This is a genomic window from Aquaspirillum sp. LM1 (assembly GCF_002002905.1).
GTDB lineage: Bacteria > Pseudomonadota > Gammaproteobacteria > Burkholderiales > Aquaspirillaceae > Rivihabitans.
In genome coordinates, this window is the sequence record NZ_CP019509.1 from 1 (window position 1) to 15,438 (window position 15,438).

The 15,438-nt window shown below is 60.8% G+C and carries 12 protein-coding genes; 5 read left to right on the forward strand and 7 right to left on the reverse strand.

All coding sequences use genetic code 11. From position 1 onward, the window contains the following. The first annotated feature begins 111 nt into the window (after positions 1-111). The 3 genes from dnaA (at position 112) to gyrB (ending at position 5,262) form a co-directional block, all read left to right on the forward strand. Positions 112-1,512, forward strand: a complete 1,401-nt coding sequence (dnaA, locus tag BXU06_RS00005; protein ID WP_077295912.1) for a chromosomal replication initiator protein DnaA — start codon at positions 112-114, stop codon at positions 1,510-1,512. Positions 1,513-1,617: 105 nt separating this feature from the next. Next, the gene (dnaN, locus tag BXU06_RS00010; RefSeq protein WP_077295913.1) at positions 1,618-2,724 is read left to right on the forward strand and encodes a DNA polymerase III subunit beta; all 1,107 of its coding nucleotides are present in this window, start codon (positions 1,618-1,620) and stop codon (positions 2,722-2,724) included. A gap of 147 nt (positions 2,725-2,871) precedes the next feature. After that, positions 2,872-5,262, forward strand: a complete 2,391-nt coding sequence (gene gyrB / locus BXU06_RS00015; protein WP_077295914.1) for a DNA topoisomerase (ATP-hydrolyzing) subunit B — start codon at positions 2,872-2,874, stop codon at positions 5,260-5,262. A 628-nt stretch (positions 5,263-5,890) separates the two neighbouring features. Here the strand turns inward: gyrB and BXU06_RS00020 are convergent. Continuing rightward, entirely contained in the window at positions 5,891-6,217 is a 327-nt protein-coding gene (locus BXU06_RS00020) for a type II toxin-antitoxin system PemK/MazF family toxin (protein ID WP_077295915.1), read from the reverse strand. Next, positions 6,204-6,434 carry an addiction module antitoxin gene (locus BXU06_RS00025; RefSeq protein WP_077295916.1) on the reverse strand — a complete coding sequence of 77 codons (231 nt, stop codon included), beginning with the start codon at positions 6,432-6,434 and terminating at the stop codon, positions 6,204-6,206. The genes BXU06_RS00020 and BXU06_RS00025 overlap by 14 nt, the downstream gene beginning before the upstream one ends. Positions 6,435-7,790: 1,356 nt before the next feature. Between BXU06_RS00025 and BXU06_RS00030 the strand changes: the two genes are divergently transcribed. Then, on the forward strand, positions 7,791-8,042 hold the full coding sequence (locus BXU06_RS00030) for a hypothetical protein (protein ID WP_216352509.1): 252 nt from the start codon (positions 7,791-7,793) through the stop codon (positions 8,040-8,042). A gap of 78 nt (positions 8,043-8,120) precedes the next feature. Here BXU06_RS00030 and BXU06_RS17145 read toward each other — a convergent pair whose 3' ends face one another. Further along, the gene (locus BXU06_RS17145; RefSeq protein WP_150125044.1) at positions 8,121-9,830 is read right to left on the reverse strand and encodes a M10 family metallopeptidase; all 1,710 of its coding nucleotides are present in this window, start codon (positions 9,828-9,830) and stop codon (positions 8,121-8,123) included. Positions 9,831-10,176: 346 nt separating this feature from the next. Here BXU06_RS17145 and BXU06_RS00045 point away from each other — a divergent pair, with 346 nt between their 5' ends. Beyond that, entirely contained in the window at positions 10,177-11,415 is a 1,239-nt protein-coding gene (locus BXU06_RS00045; protein WP_077295920.1) for a glycosyltransferase family 4 protein, read from the forward strand. A 59-nt stretch (positions 11,416-11,474) separates the two neighbouring features. Here the strand turns inward: BXU06_RS00045 and BXU06_RS00050 are convergent, their stop codons facing one another. From BXU06_RS00050 to hemC, 4 genes are read right to left on the reverse strand one after another with little or no spacing between them, the layout of a single operon-like run. Further along, positions 11,475-12,674, reverse strand: coding sequence for a heme biosynthesis HemY N-terminal domain-containing protein (locus BXU06_RS00050; RefSeq protein ID WP_077295921.1), 1,200 nt, complete (start codon positions 12,672-12,674; stop codon positions 11,475-11,477). A gap of 3 nt (positions 12,675-12,677) precedes the next feature. Then, positions 12,678-13,700 carry a uroporphyrinogen-III C-methyltransferase gene (locus BXU06_RS00055; RefSeq protein ID WP_077295922.1) on the reverse strand — a complete coding sequence of 341 codons (1,023 nt, stop codon included), beginning with the start codon at positions 13,698-13,700 and terminating at the stop codon, positions 12,678-12,680. After that, positions 13,697-14,479: a uroporphyrinogen-III synthase gene (locus BXU06_RS00060; RefSeq protein WP_077295923.1), complete on the reverse strand. Its 783-nt coding sequence runs from the start codon at positions 14,477-14,479 to the stop codon at positions 13,697-13,699. Before BXU06_RS00060 ends, BXU06_RS00055 begins: the two co-directional genes overlap by 4 nt. Next, entirely contained in the window at positions 14,476-15,396 is a 921-nt protein-coding gene (gene hemC, locus BXU06_RS00065) for a hydroxymethylbilane synthase (RefSeq protein ID WP_077295924.1), read from the reverse strand. The genes BXU06_RS00060 and hemC overlap by 4 nt, the downstream gene beginning before the upstream one ends. Positions 15,397-15,438: the final 42 nt, after the last annotated feature.

Here is a 15,438-nt window from a genome sequence, read left to right on the forward strand (position 1 = left end):
GTGTGAGTGGCGCGGGCCCTGGCCCGCCCTGACCGTGGGCTGTGATGGCCCGCCTGCTTTCCCGCCGCTGGCCATTGTGCCCGGCGGGTTTGTCATTCTTATGATGATTCAATGACCGATCTGCACGCATTCTGGCCGACTTGCCTCGAACGTCTGGAGGCCGAATTGTCGGCACAACAATTCACCACCTGGATCAAGCCGCTGCGCTGTGAACCAGGGGCCGAAGGCTGGGTGCTGCTGGCACCCAACCGCTTTGTGCTGCAATTCATCAAAGACCGCTTTCTGGCCCGCATCGAAGCGCTGGCCAGCGAAGTGCTGGGCGAGCCGGCCCTGCTGGAGCTGAAAATCGGCGCGCCGGTCAAGGTAGAGCCGCCGGCGCTGACATCGGTCAGCAGCCCCAGCACCCCGCAAGCCCCGCAACCGCCGTCGTCGCCTACCTCGCCCTCGTCGCGCCCCTCGGCGGTGCAGGCCATTGGCGGCGGCCACGAGAGCACCCGGCTGAATCCGTCGTTTACCTTTGAAAGCCTGGTGACCGGTAAAGGCAACCAGCTGGCGCGCGCTGCCGCCATGCAGATTGCCGACAACCCCGGCGACCCGGCGTACAACCCGCTGTTTGTCTACGGCGGCGTGGGCCTGGGTAAAACTCACCTGGTGCAGGCGATTGGCAACCATGTATTCCAGAAAAACCCCAAGGCGCGCATCCGCTACATTCACGCCGAGCGCTATGTGGCCGACATCATGCGCGCCTACCAGCACAAGGCGTTTGACGAATTCAAGCGCTACTACCACAGCCTGGATTTGTTGCTGATTGACGACATTCAGTTTTTTGCCGGCAAGAACCGCACCATGGAAGAATTCTTCTATGCCTTCAATGCGCTGATTGAGGGGGGCAAGCAGGTGATCATGACCTGCGACACCTTCCCCAAGCAGATCGAAGGCATGGACGAGCGGCTGATTTCGCGCTTTTCCTGGGGGCTGACGGTGGAAATCCAGCCGCCCGAGCTGGAAATGCGCGTGGCCATCCTGATGAAAAAAGCCGAGGCGGACAACCTCAAGCTGGACAACAATGTGGCGTTTTTCATCGCCCAGAACGTGCGCTCGAATGTGCGCGAGCTGGAAGGTGCGCTCAAGCGCGTGGTGGCGTATTCGCGCTTCACCAATCAGGCCATCGAGCTTGAGCTGGTAAAAGAAGCGCTGAAAGACATTCTGGCCGCCGGCAACCGGGTGATTTCGGTGGAAACCATCCAGAAAACCGTGGCCGATTACTACAAGATCAAGCTGGCCGACATGCACAGCAAAAAACGCAGCCGCGACATCGCCCGCCCCCGGCAAATTGCCATGGCGCTGGCCAAGGAGCTTACCCAGCTGTCCTTGCCCAATATTGGCGATGCCTTTGGTGGCCGTGACCACACCACGGTGCTGCATGCCTGCAAGACCATCGCCGAAATGCGCACCACAGACAGCGTCATCGAGCGCGATTACAATGCTTTGTTGCAAATGTTGAAGAATTGACCATCAACGGCATTTTTCACGACAGAAACATATTGCCCTGCCGTGGCCTGGCCGCCAGGGCAGAACGAAGGCCAGATCCTTCACGATTCCGGGAGACCCCACGCCATGCATATTTTGCAAGCTGAACGCGATGCGCTGCTCAAGCCGCTCAACGCGGTGACCGGCATTGTCGAGCGCCGCCACACCTTGCCGATTCTGGCCAATGTACTGATTGAAAAACGTGGCAATAGCCTGTCGTTTCTGGCCACCGACCTGGAAATCCAGATCACCACGGCCCATCTCGACAGCGTTGCCGGCGAAGACTTCCGCCTGACCACGTCGGCCAAAAAATTGCAGGACATCCTGCGCGCACTGCCCGACACCGCCACGGTGACGCTGGACCAGCAGGACGCCAAGCTGGTGCTGAAGGCCGGCAAGAGCCGCTTTAACCTGCAAACCCTGCCAGCAGAAGATTTTCCGCTGCTGTCGGTAGGGGCCGAGCCGTTGTCGCAGCTGTCGGTGCCGCAAAAGGCGTTGAAGGCGCTGCTGGCCAAGGTGCAATACGCCATGGCGGTGCAGGACATTCGCTATTACCTGAACGGCATGCTGTTCATCGCTGAAGGCAACCAGCTCAAACTGGTGGCCACCGACGGCCACCGCCTGGCCTTTGCCTGCATGACGCTGGACAACGAACTGCCCCGCTCCGAAGCCATTTTGCCGCGCAAAACCATTGTCGAGCTGGCCAAACTGCTGACCGACAGCGACGACGCCGTCACCGTGGAGCTGCTGCCCAACCAGGCGCGCTTCTCGTTTGGCGCATCGGTGATTGTGTCCAAGGTGGTGGACGGCAAATTCCCCGACTACAACCGGGTGATTCCGCTGGATAACGACAAGATTTTCCTGATCGAACGCCTGTCCCTGCTGCACGCACTGCAACGGGCGGCCATCCTGGCCAATGAAAAATTCCGTGGCGTGCGCCTGACCCTGGCTGCTGGCCGGCTGTCGATCCAGTGTACCAACAGCGAGCAGGAAGAAGCCGAAGAAGAACTCGACATCGCCTACCAGGGCGGCCCGCTGGAAATTGGCTTCAATATCAACTACCTGACCGACGTGCTGACCAATCTGTCTGCCGAAACGCTGCAACTGGCGTTTGGCGATGGCAATCGCAGCGCGCTGTTCACCCTGCCCGAGCAAGCCGATTTCAAATATATCGTCATGCCGATGCGGATTTAACCGGGCCGCCCAGGCCCCCACCCAGACGTCCAGGCACGCTCACGCGGCCTGGGCACTGCGCCGGCGGATGGCCGGCAGTCACCCACCCGCCGGCTATCCGCCGCTGCGATGGGCCGTTGCAGCAACCGAATGAAGAGAACCAGTGTTATGAGCGAGCAGGAATACGACTCCAGCAGTATTAAAGTCCTCAAGGGGCTGGACGCCGTGCGCAAACGTCCCGGGATGTACATCGGTGATACGTCTGACGGCACCGGTTTGCACCATATGGTGTTCGAGGTGCTGGACAACGCCATTGACGAAGCGCTGGCCGGCCACTGCGACACCATCCGCGTCAGCATCAACCCGGACAACTCCATCTCGGTGGAAGACAACGGTCGCGGCATTCCCACCGACATTCATCCGGAAGAAGGCCGCTCCGCCGCCGAAGTGATCATGACCGTGCTGCACGCGGGCGGCAAATTTGACAGCAACAGCTACAAAATCTCCGGCGGCCTGCATGGCGTGGGCGTGTCGGTGGTCAATGCCCTGTCGGACTGGCTGAAGCTGAAAATCTGGCGCGACGGCAAAGTACACGAAATGGAATTCCGTCGCGGCGAGCCGGTATCCGAGCTGAAAGCCACCGGGCAAACCACCCATCGCGGCACGGAAGTCACCTTTTACGCCTCGACCGAAACCTTTGGCAATATCGAATTCCACTACGATATCCTGGCCAAGCGCATCCGCGAGCTGTCGTTTCTGAACAACGGAGTGTCGATCATCCTGGCCGACAAACGCACCGGCAAGGAAGAAAACTTTGCCTTCAGCGGCGGTGTGGCCGGTTTTGTCGAATACATGAACCGCAACAAGAGCCCGCTGCACCCCAAAGTGTTTTACGCCACCGGCGAGCGTGATGGCATGACCGTGGAAGTGGCCATGCAATGGAACGATTCCTACCAGGAATCGGTACAGTGCTTCACCAACAACATCCCGCAACGCGACGGCGGTGCCCACCTCACCGCCCTGCGTGCCGTGCTGACCCGCACGCTGAACAACTACATCGAACGCAACGAATTTGCCAAAAAAGCCAAGGTGGAAACCGCTGGCGACGACATGCGCGAAGGCCTGACCTGCGTGCTGTCGGTCAAGCTACCCGACCCGAAATTCAGCTCGCAAACCAAGGACAAACTGGTTTCCAGCGAAATCAGCCCGGTGGTGCAGGAAGTGGTGGGCGAAAAACTGGCCGAGTTTCTGCTGGAACAGCCCAACGACGCCAAAATCATCTGCTCCAAGATCGTGGACGCCGCCCGTGCCCGTGAAGCCGCACGCAAGGCCCGCGAAATCACCCGGCGCAAAGGCATCATGGACGGCCTGGGCCTGCCCGGCAAACTGGCCGACTGCCAGGAAAAAGACCCGGCCATGTCCGAACTCTACCTGGTGGAGGGCGATTCCGCCGGCGGCTCAGCCAAACAGGGCCGCGACCGTAAATTTCAGGCCATCCTGCCGCTGAAGGGCAAAATCCTTAACGTCGAACGCGCCCGTTTCGACAAGCTGATTGCCAGCCAGGAAATCGCCACCCTGATCACCGCGCTGGGCACCAGCATCGGCAAGGACGACTACAACCCGGAAAAACTGCGCTACCACCGCATCATCATCATGACCGATGCCGACGTGGACGGCTCGCACATCCGCACCCTGCTGCTGACCTTCTTCTACCGGCAAATGCCCGAGCTGGTCGAGCGCGGCCATATCTACATCGCCCAGCCGCCGCTGTACAAGGTCAAGCACGGCAAGACCGAGCAATACCTGAAAGACGAGCACGAGCTGAACCAGTACCTGCTCAAGCTCGCCCTGACCAACGCCCAGCTTATTCCGGGCGAAGGCAGCGACCCGCTGACCGGCGACGCCCTGGGCGAAATCGCCCGCCAGTATCTGCTGGCGCAAGCGGTGATCGAACGCGAAAGCCGGCTGATTGACACCACCGTGCTGCAAGCCCTGCTGAAAACCGACCCGATCGACCTCAGCAGCGAAGCCAACGCCCTGGCGGCACAAACCGCCCTGCAAGCCCTGCTGCCCGCCGCCACCCTGGAACTGACCGTGGTGCGCGACGAAAAGAACGACGGCTACCTGCTGAAGATCATCCGCAAGCTGCACGGCAATATGCTGGTCACCTACCTGGACCAGACCTTCCTGCACTCCGGCGACTACGCCCAGCTGAAAACCACCGGCGCGCTGCTCAAAGGCCTGCTGCACAACGGTGCCGCCATCAAGCGCGGTGAACAGGGCCGCCAGATCAATGAGTTTGGCGAAGCGCTGAACTGGCTGCTCAACGAAGTCCGCCGCAACATCAATATCCAGCGCTACAAAGGCCTGGGCGAAATGAACCCCGGCCAGCTGTGGGAAACCACCATGGACCCCACCGTACGCCGCCTGCTGCGTGTGCGCATCGAAGACGCGATGAGCGCGGATGATGTGTTCACCACGCTGATGGGGGATCAAGTGGAGCCACGCCGGCACTTCATTGAGAGTAATGCGCTGATTGCGCGGAATATTGATGTGTGAGGGTGTGGGGTCCCAGGATTGTCTAGATTGTTCCTAAAAAATCTAGATTTCGGAGAGTGGTTCAAACAAAAAGGCTGCTCGTTTAGAGCGGCCTTTTTGTCGTGGTCTAATCTTTTCGAACAAGCTGATAGGTGGAACAATCCCCCCACCCAAAGGAAATCGAACATGTCACGCGTCCGCCGTCACTAAACGCCCGAACTCGGCGCTGGGCAATATGAGTCCGGCAGAGTTTGAACGACAATGCCAGCCGCTACGGGCCTTCTTTTTCCATAATTCCGTCTAAAAAAACCACAAGTAGAGAAGATGTGGGCAGTTCCTGACTTATTTTTTTGGGTAAACATTCAGTCAAGTATATGATAAAAGCATTAATGCGATTACCCTGAAAACTTGACCAGGAGACTGGTTTAGGGATGCGCTGAAAAAATCGTCATTCCCGCGAAGGCGGGAATCCAGGATGTTGATTTTGCTGGGTTTTGCTTTTAGCAAAAACGGTTTTTCTGAATAAATCAGCGCGTCCTTAGCTATACAAACACACGTAACGGTCAGGCATCAGCTTGGCTGATATGTAAAAATCATAAAATGGGCTATCTCAAAAACAAAGTGCTACACGGCAAACAAAAGAAAAGCGCTACCGAGGTAGCGCCAAATGCACTTTGATCGCATCCTCAACGGCCAACATATCTGCTTTGGATAGCGTACCAAGCTGACTCTTGAGCCGCGACTTGTCGGCGGCCATGATCTGGTCAGCCATCGCTTTGCTGCTCTGCCCGCTGATCGTCACAACGGCCTCACCGGGATACTGCTTTCCGGTGTTGCTGGTCACCGGCACCACGACTACGCGCGACAGATTCCTGTTGGCCGCATCGTTGCTCACAATTGCAGCCGGGCGCGTCTTGCGGATTTCGCTACCAATAGCTGGGTCGAATTCAACCCACCACACTTCACCGCGTTGCATCGGCCATATCTCCGGCAAGGGCGTTGCACCACTCCGTCGCTTCAGCTTCTCGCGCCTTGTCGGCTGCCATTGCCCGGTAGCCGTCATCGAGTGACGTATCCACCACATGCGGACGCAGCAAATCCTCAATGAACTGGCTCATCTTCCGCCGCCCAACCGTCCGATAAAGGCCCTCGTAAACCGCCTCATCAAGTGTGATCGTCATTTTCCGGTGCATACCCACCTCCTGAACACTTAATACGTATTACATCATAGCACGGTTCAACGGCTTCAATCTGGGCCGTCCCGGTCGCTGCTGCTCCTGCTCTGTCGTGGTCTACTCTTTTCGAAAGCCGGTAGGTGGAACACTCCCACCACCCAAAGGACATCGAACACGCCACAAACCCGTCGTCACTTCACTCCCCCGAGTGCAACTCAAAGTCACCAAAAATTGTTCAGCAACAGCACAGCATCGCCAAACTCTGTCACGAACTTGACCTTGATAAAACCGCTGCCCGGAGATGCCAAGAAGAAGACGAAGTCGCGTTAGCGGTCTCGTTCGACCGCCCTGCGCGGCCCACAACCTGAAAGCCCCGGCTTTGCCGGGGGACTGCAACTAGTAGCCAGTCACGTTGAAACGCGATGGCTCACGTTCCACGACGAACCACTCGCCGCGCCCCACCGCGTCATTCCCGCGCAGGCGGGAATCCAGGCGTGTCCACAGCGTACAGCGGGGTGAGCGCTCATCAGCGCTACCTGCGCCATGCCCACCGCGCACGCTGTGGCGCGGTCTGGGTTCCCGCCTTCGCGGGAACGACACCTGAGGTGAAACTCATGCCGAAAGCGGTCTAATCGCCTGTCAGTCGATTCAGATCATGGTGACTGGCTACTAGGGACGCGCTGATTTATTTAGAAAAATCGTGTTTGCCAAAAGAAAAACCCAGCAAAATCAACGTCATGGATTCCCGCCTTCGCGGGAATGACGATTTTTTTAGCATATCCCTAGCCCTGCCAACGGGCCGGTGATCCACTCAGAAACCTTACCTGCTGCGTTGATCAAGAGGGTATGGCGCAGTTTCTGCGCCATACCCGCTCCAGGCAGAAGCACCCCATGGGCGTGTGGCGTCGGGTTGCGCCTTCTCGCCTGTGGTTGGCGATATTTCGCGGCGCGGACTGTCCCAACGCTTGCCTCTGCACGATATCTCTCAATAAAAAAATCGGCTAAACGGGCCAAGATGAAAATTTTCTTGGCCGCGTGAAGAAAAAATGAGACTTCTTGTCTCAAACGGAATGCAGCGGACGCCCTGAGAATGTGTAACCGCGCAAAAGCGCTTGCGCTCGGCTCGTGTGGGCCTGAGCGGATGTCCCCCATCAGCGTGTTTGAACAAACGTGGCCAGCACAAGGCCCATGACGCAAACCGTCCCTACCTTCGCCATCGCCCGACACCACCCCAAATCATCCCCACAATTCCCCGTGACCACCCCTTGCCGGTTTGCTATGCTGGCTGACAGGCAGGGCAGTCAGCACGCCCTGTGCTTGGAAATACATAAGCAATGTTTATTTCTTCTCAAAGGAGCCGGTATGAAAAAAATCATGTTGAGTCTGCTTGCTGTGGCCGCGCTGGCCGGCAGTGGTCTGGCCTACGCGGATGCGGATGACGAAGCCTGGACGGCTCAGTGCGTCAAGGACAACAAGGACGAAGGGGCCAAGCCGGATGTGGTGCTCAAGTACTGTCAATGCATGGTCAATGAGATGGATTCCAACGATTCCCGCTCGGTCACCCAGTTTGAAAAAGCCAACCCGAAAACCATGAAGATGTGTGAGCGCAAGGCGGGCTGGAAGTAATCAGGTTTGTGCCGCGTCTGCGGCAGCAAAAACCCCCGGCACCTATCACAGGGCCGGGGGTTTTTGTTTGGGCGGGACTCAGGCCAGGGTGACAGTCTGGTCGGTAAACACCAGTTTTTCCACGTTATACAGGTCGGCGGCAAAGGTGGTGCCCACCAGCCGGATCAGGCCGCCAGCCTCTGAGGTGTAGGTGACCTGGCTCTTGGTCAGCGCCAGCGAAACCGAGTCCGTGCCGGCACCGCCATCAATGGTGTCGTGGCCACCGGCACCCAGATAAATCAGGTCGTTGCCTGCGCTGGTCTTGATGTCGTTGTCCACTTTGTTGTCGGTGACGGTGTCGGCGGCGCTGCCGGTAATCACGTTCTCGATGATGGCACCGTAGGCAATGCCCAGATTATGCGTGCCGGTGTAGATTTTGCTGGATTGCTGGGCGTAGGCGCTGTCAATCCAGCTGTCGAACCCGGTTTTGCCCTGGCTGGCAAAGGTTTGCTTTTGCTCCTGTGCCTGAGTGCTGACGCTGCGGGTGTTGATGCTGGAGTAATGGCCAGGCGTCAGGTCGACGGTGTCGCTGGCGGTGGTGGTGCTCAGGTCCAGGGTATCGGTGCCGCCGGCATCCCAGATGCTGGCATAAAACGGGCTGGTGCCGTACTGGTAGGTGTTGTTGCCGGTTTGCGTGGTGCTGTCGGCACCATAAATGGCTTGCAGCGCGGCGATGTCGTACACCATGAAGCGGTCTGGGTAGAGCTGCTGATAGTCCACGTTGGCGCTGGAGCCGCTGGTGGTGAATACCGGCACCAGGTTCTGGTAGTCGGTGTACGACATCAGGGTGTTGATGTGGTTGTCGTCTGCGGTGGGCAGGGTAGCGCCGTCTTCAAACGGGTGTTTCAGGCCCAACGCGTGGCCAAGCTCGTGGGTGATGGTCAGCTGGCCGTACCCGCCTGCGCCCAGGGTGGTGCTGTCGATGCCGGTATCGATGAACACGTCGCCGCTATAGCTGGGGGTGGTGCCAGGGAAATAAGCAAATGCCGCCACCGATCCGCTGGTGGGTACCTGGCTGAAGCGGATGTCGCCATTGGCGCTGACTTGGGTAAACGAGAGTTGCACCAGTTTGTCGATGCTGCTGAGGATTTCGCTGGACAGCGTACTCAGGGTGGCGGTCATGGCCTGCCAGCCGGTGGTGAGGTTGCCGCTGGCGGTGGAATTGGCCTGTACGCCGGTGTAGTCGGCCGGGCGGGTGGTGTCAAAGCTATAGGTCAGGCTGGTGCTGCTCCATTTTTCGCCGCCATTCAGTGCCTTGACGATGCTGCTTTGCGTGGTCAGCAGGCTGGCTGAATCGACCCCGGTGACGCTGGTGTGGAAGTTGGTGGTAGTGGTGCCCGTTCCGGTGCCGGTGCCTGTACCTGTGCCCGTTCCGGTGGAAGTTCCCGTTCCGGTGCCGCTTGAGGCCGCGCTGAGTGAACTGCCGCCCAGGGTCATGCCGGTGGCGGAAATTTTGGCATCTGCCGTACCGTCAGAAAACGCCAGCTGGGTGCCATTGCTGTCGTCCTGCACCGGCACCCGACACAGCAGGGTGGTGCCGGAATACACCAGCAGCTGGTTGCCGCTTTGCTGATAGGTGTAGGCACTGCGCGCGCCCGACAGGGACACCTGTTCGACATTCTGGTCCAGGGTCACGCCGGTGACGCCATTGGCGACGGTCACCACTTCGGAACCGGTGGAACCGTACACCGAGACATTGTTATTGCTGACGGTGAAAGCGTCGGCGGAATCAAGATATACTCTGGCCATGTGATACACCCATCATCGTCGGGGCCTTTGAACTCCCCTCTTGTGGCGGCGCACAGCGTGCGCAAGGGGAAGGCGGCGGATTGAAAAAAGCGGGCAGCGCCCGGTGGCGACAGCGCGCCGGGCCGGTCTGGTTCAAGGGCGTGCGTCCCACGGCACGCCCGCGCAAGCCAGGCGGTTTCCCACCTGAATGCAATACGCCAAAATGGCACGCAAACCGGGATGGGTCAAGCGTTTTACGCGGGTTGTCCCTTCCCGGTCAGCAGCTATCCAGCTATTTGGCATGGTCCGCCAGCCCCACTTTACCGGCCCCAGTCTTTACCAAGTCCATCGCAGGGTATGACCGTTTATGAACGTACTATTCGTCCACCAGAATTTTCCCGGCCAGTTCAAGTTTCTGGCCCCTGCGCTGGCGCAGCAGGGCCACACCGTGGTGGCGCTGACCATGCAGAAAAACCCTCCCAGCCCGTGGCAGGGGGTGCAGGTGCTGTCTTATGGGGCCAAGCGCGGCTCCACGCCCAATATTCATCCCTGGGTCACCGATTTTGAAGCCAAGACGATTCGGGGCGAAGCGTGTTTTCGGGCTGCGCAGCAGCTCAAGCAGCAGGGCTTTACCCCGGATGTAATCATCGCCCATCCGGGCTGGGGTGAAAGTCTGTTTCTCAAGGAAGTGTGGCCCAAGGCCAAACTGGGGATTTACTGTGAGTTTTTCTATCACGCCAAGGGCGCGGATTCGGATTTCGACCCGGAGTTTCCCACGGCGGATGCTGGCGCAGACGCCTGCCGCCTGCGCCTGAAAAATGTGAACAACATCCTGCACTTTGATCTGGCTGATGGGGCGATTTCGCCCACACACTGGCAGGCCAGCACCTTCCCCGAGCCGTTCCGGTCAAAAATCAGCGTGATCCACGACGGCATCGACACCCAGGCAGTGGCACCGGACCCGGACATCAACCTGACGCTGAATGGCGCGCTGACGCTGACCAAGGCCGACGAGGTGATTACCTTCGTCAACCGGAACATGGAGCCCTACCGGGGTTACCATATTTTCATGCGCGCCCTGCCGGAGATTCTGCGCCAGCGGCCCAATGCCCAGATTTTCATTGTGGGGGGCGATGATGTCAGCTATGGCGCACGTCCGCCCGAGGGCAAAAAGTGGAAAGACATTTTTGCCGATGAAGTCCGTGGCCAGATTGATGATGCCAGCTGGGCGCGGGTGCACTATCTGGGCAACCTGCCCTACCAGCATTTTATTCCGGTCTTGCAGCTGTCCACCGTCCATGTCTACCTGACTTATCCGTTTGTGCTCAGCTGGAGCCTGCTGGAAGCGATGAGTGCCGGCTGCAGTATTGTGGCCAGCAACACCCAGCCGCTGCACGAAGCCATTGTGCAGGGCGAGACGGGCCGGCTGGTGGATTTCTTTGATGCGCCCGCGCTGGCCAGCGAAGTCTGCCGGCTGCTGGACCAACCGGAAGAACGTCAGCGGCTGGGCGAAAACGCCCGTCGCTTTGCCCAGGCCAACTATGACCTGAAAACCATCTGTCTGCCGCGTCAGCTGGCTTGGGTGGAGAGTTTGCGGGCCAGTTGAGCGAGGCGGCAGGCACGGGGCAACCCCCAAGGAGGGCGTTGCCCCGGTTTCTGGATGTCTTACGCTTCTGCCAGCGCCAATTGCAGGCAGGCGTCGAAGTGTTTGCGTGCGTCGTCGCGGCGGTCCAGCGCTTCCAGCAGGCGGGCCAGTTCGGCGTGGCCGGCCAGTGAAGATTCAATCGACAGGCTGGCTTCAAAATAGCTTTGCGCTTTGCCCCACAACTGGCCAGCACGGGCCAGGCGGCCCAGCATCAGCAGCAGCTGCGGGTCGCGGCTGTGGTCGGGCAGCAGTTTTTCGCCCAGGCCCAGGGTTTCCAGCCGACGCGGCTCGCTCAGCTGCGGGGCCAGTTCGCCCAGCGCACCGGCCAGCTCGCTGCTGTAGTCATGGGCCAGCTGGTCCTGCAGCAGCAGCGCGGCGGAATCCGCCTGCTCAAGCCGGGCGTATTGCTGGGCGGCAGCCAGCACCAGGGTAGGGTTTTGCCGTTCCTGGCTGGGGATGCGCTGCCACCACTGGCGCAGTTCGTGGCCATCAATAAACTGACCCAGCTGCTCGCGGTAGGCGGCCAGCCGGTAGCGGCGGGCCTGTTCGGCGCTGAGCGCTTCGGATTTCAGCAGTTTTTCGGTCAGCGCCAGCACCTGTTCCGGGGCATTTTGCTGCTGGCGGATTTTCAGCTCCAGGCGCAGGGCAGCGGTCAGGTTGGGCGACAGCGCACGGGCGGCTTCGATGGCGGCCAGCGCATCCACGCTGCGCTTTTCCTCCAGCAGCAGCTCGGCTTCCAGCATGCGCCGTGCCAGTTGCACCGGGCTGCCCAGGCTGTCCATCCGCGCCAGATAGCTGTCGCGGCGGTCGTAGGCGCGCACGGAGTGGGCGGCGCGTGCTGCCAGAAGCAGCGCGACCCCCTGGTTTTCCGCCGCTTGTTCGTACTCGCAGGCGCGCAGCGCTTCGCGTTCGGCTTTCTGGTAGCGGCCTTCCGAATAGGCCAGCGAGGCCTGCACCAGCGCATGTCGGGCAATCCGCAGCTTTTTGCGGCGCTGGAAGGCCGCCACTTCATGCGGCAGGTTCAGCGTGGCGGCAAACAGGCGCAGCAGCAGATAGGACACGGCAATGGTGGCCACAATCAGCAGCAGGGTCATGTTCAGCGACAGTTCCACCCGGTAAGGCGGCAGAAACACAATGGCGTAGCCGGTATTGATCTGGGCAAACAACGACAGTCCGACGGCCAGGGTAAACAGGCCGATGATCCACAGCACAACTTTCATGACTTACTCCTGAGTCCGGCCTTGCAGGGCGCGAACGGCGCGCAGGCTGGCGGTGATGTCGGGCACGCGCACGGACAGTTGGGCGGTTTTGATCTCGTTCAGCGTGGCCAGCCAGGTGTGGGTGGCGCTGGACTGGGTGTCAAAGTAATGCTGCACATAGCGTTCGCTGGCGGCCAGGTCGGCGCGGAACGGGCCATCCTGGTGCTGCAGCACGGCAATTCGCGCGCCCAGCAGGTGCAGCTTGAGATTTTCGCGCAGGAAGAACGCCTGCTCGGGCGACAGCAGCAGCGCTTCCGGCTTGTCCATGCGCCGCACGCGGATCAGCTGGCCAATGTCGTCCAGCAACTGCTCGCCCAGGCGCTGCCAGGCCGGCACCGTGCTGGCGGCGTGGCTGCTTGCAGCGGGGGCCGGGCTGCTGCGGGTGTGGTCGATGGTCAGCGGCAGGCTGTCGGCGCTGGCGGCCAGGCGGTCCAGCTTGACGGTCAGCCCGACCACGTCCACCGCTGGCGCGGCTTTCAGCAGGCCCAGGTCCTGGCCCAGCGCCTTGCGCAGCGGAATGAATTGCGGTTTGTCCAGCTTGGCCAGCCGGGCGTCGATGGCTTCCAGCGTGGCCAGCGCCGCGCTGATGTTGCCGGCCAGCTGCAATTGCTGGCCAGCCAGGTTCAGCGCGTGTTCGATTTCGGCCAGCATCCAGTCTTCACGGTTGCGGCTGAGTTCCTGGTACATGCTGTTCAAGGCGGCAGACTGCCCGGAAAACTCGTCCACCCGGGCGTCGAGCGCGGCCAGTTTGGCGCTGTTGTCACGGGCGGTCTTGTCGGCGCGTTCGGCCTGGCTGCGCACTTCCTTGCTGATGCCGCTGGCGCTGCTGGCTTTTTGCGCCAGTTCCTGGCTCAGGGTGTCCAGGGTGTGGCGGGTGTCCAGCCACTGCCAGCCGGTGGCAAGCAGGGCGGCCAGCGCCAGCAGCAGCGGAATATTCAGCTTGCGGGCCGGGCGGGTGGGAGGCGTGTACGGCGAGCTTGTAGTCATGGGTGGGTTTCAAACCATTCGCAAAGGGCGGCCACGGTGGCGTCGTTGTCCGCAGCGGTAATCAGGCAGTGGGGCGCGCCACACTGGGCCAGGCGGTCGGCAATGCGCGGGTGCGGCACGACATAGAGCAGCGATTGTAACGTTGCCCGGCGTGACTCGCCAGCCAACATAAATAACCAGTCTACGGCTTCGGTGCTGGTCAGGGCCAGCGCGGCGAGCCCAGGCCCGGCCACGGCAGCATCAAAACTGTGCCAGTCTGGCTGTGCCGGCTGGCGCTGGTAGATGTCCAGCGTCTGCACCGTGGCACCGCGTTCGGCCAGCACATTGGCCAGCCACTGCGAACGTCCGCCGCTGCCCTTGATCAGCACCATATGCTGACCCGCCAGCGGGGCGGCCAGTTCCGGCAGCGCGGCCAAAGCCTCGGCGTCGCTGCGTTCGCTGGGGTGCAGCACCGGGCGGCCACAGCGCTGGCTCAGCCGTCTGGCACTGGCCGTGCCCACGGTGGTCAGCGCCACACGGGCCGGCAGCCGGTCGATCAAATACGGCCAGAGTAAGTCAATGGCGGTGGGCGAGACAAAAATCACCCGGTCGGTGGCGCGCACTGCCTCGGCGGCCTGGCGTAGTACAGCGGTGTCGGCGGGCACGATATCCATCACCGGCAGGCCAATCGGCACCGCGCCGGCGTACGCCAGCCGGGCCATCAGTGCGCCAGCCTGGCCCGCCGGGCGGGTGACCACAATCCGGCGGCCCGCCAGTGGCTGGGCCGGTGCGGCGCTCATTGGCCCAGCGCGGCGATAATGTCTCCCGCGCCCTGGTCGAGCAACTGCCTGGCCACGGCCCGCCCCAGCGAATCGGCATAGCGGCGCGGCGCTTCGGCGCGGGCGGTCAGAAAGGTGCGGCCATCCACACTGGCGACAAAACCGTTCAGCACCAGCATGTCGCCACGCTGGATGGCATAGCCGCCCAGCGGCACCTGGCAGGAGCCATTCAGCGCCCGGCTCATTGCCCGTTCGGCATGCACGCAGGCGGCTGTCACCGCATCATTCAGCGGCACCAGCAGCGCGGCCAGCTCAGCGCGGCCCGCCAGAATTTCAATCCCCAGCGCGCCCTGGCCCACTGCCGGCAGGCTTTCCTGCGGGGCCAGCTCGATGCGAATGCGCTGGTGCAGGCCCAGACGCTTGAGGCCAGCGGCGGCCAGGATGATGGCGTCGAATTCACCGTCGTCCAGCTTGCGCAGCCGGGTCTGCACATTGCCGCGCAGCGGGCGGATAGTCAGATGCGGGTAGCGCGCGCGCAGCTGGCTTTCCCGGCGCAGGCTGGAGGTGCCCACCACCGCGCCATCGGGCAGGTCGGCCAGCGCGGCGTAGCGGTTGGACACAAAGGCATCGCGCGGGTCTTCACGGGTGCAGATAGCCGCCAGTTCAAAGCCGTCGGGCAGATTCATCGGCACGTCTTTCATCGAATGCACCGCCAGATCGGCACGGCCTTCTTCCAGCGCCACTTCAAGTTCTTTAACGAACAGCCCCTTGCCGCCAATTTTCGATAATGTCTTGTCCAGAATCTGATCGCCCTGGGTGGTCATGCCCAGGATGCCCACCTGTGTCCCCGGATACAACGCTTCGAGCCGGGCCTTGATGTGTTCGGCCTGCCACATGGCCAGCGCACTCTCCCGGCTGGCAATGACAAGTTGCTTCATAATGGTTTCCTAAGGTAATTTGACAGAATTTTAACCGCTTCG